This window comes from Paenibacillus sp. LC231 (assembly GCF_001860525.1).
GTDB lineage: Bacteria > Bacillota > Bacilli > Paenibacillales > Paenibacillaceae > Paenibacillus_AQ.
This window is the reverse complement of the sequence record NZ_JFOM01000007.1, coordinates 1-645: the sequence shown is the minus strand read 5'-3', so window position 1 is coordinate 645 and position 645 is coordinate 1. Positions and strand designations below refer to the sequence as shown.

Here is a 645-nt window from a genome sequence, read left to right as displayed (position 1 = left end):
GAGCCAGCCGCCGAAGGTGGGGTAGATGATTGGGGTGAAGTCGTAACAAGGTAGCCGTATCGGAAGGTGCGGCTGGATCACCTCCTTTCTATGGAGAATCGTTTCCTGCAACGGAAACATTCAAATATGACTTCAATGAAGTCAACCAACTCACTCGTTGGTCAGTTTTGAAAGATCAATTCTTTCACCATGAATACGTTTGGTGGCGATAGCGGAAGGGTTCCACGCGTACCCATACCGAACACGACCGTTAAGCCTTCCAGCGCCGATGGTACTTGGACCGAAGGGTCCCGGGAGAGTAGGACGTCGCCAAGCGTATTTTATATGGGCCCTTAGCTCAGCTGGTTAGAGCGCACCCCTGATAAGGGTGAGGTCGGTGGTTCGAGTCCACTAGGGCCCACCATATAAATACTAACTTCATAAGATAAGTGACGAGGTCTCCGGTATTTAATCGGAATGAACCTCGAAGCCATACTTCACTTTTGGAGTGAAATTATGGGGCTATAGCTCAGCTGGGAGAGCGCCTGCCTTGCACGCAGGAGGTCAGGGGTTCGATCCCCCTTGGCTCCACCATAAACTTTCATGTCACTTCCATAAATTGCAGGTTGAACTGCAAGATATCATGTGGTATGATAATCTTCCGGT

At 49.9% G+C, this 645-nt stretch carries 2 tRNA genes and 2 rRNA genes; all 4 read left to right on the top strand.

Going from position 1 to position 645, the window contains the following annotated elements:
* Window positions 1-88, top strand: a 16S ribosomal RNA gene (locus AK95_RS04075); the annotation flags it as partial.
* A 110-nt stretch (window positions 89-198) separates the two neighbouring features.
* Window positions 199-315, top strand: a 5S ribosomal RNA gene (rrf, locus tag AK95_RS04070).
* Window positions 316-326: 11 nt separating this feature from the next.
* A tRNA-Ile gene (locus tag AK95_RS04065) sits at window positions 327-403 on the top strand.
* Between the two features lie 94 nt (window positions 404-497).
* Window positions 498-573, top strand: a tRNA-Ala gene (locus tag AK95_RS04060).
* The last annotated feature ends 72 nt before the right edge of the window (window positions 574-645 follow it).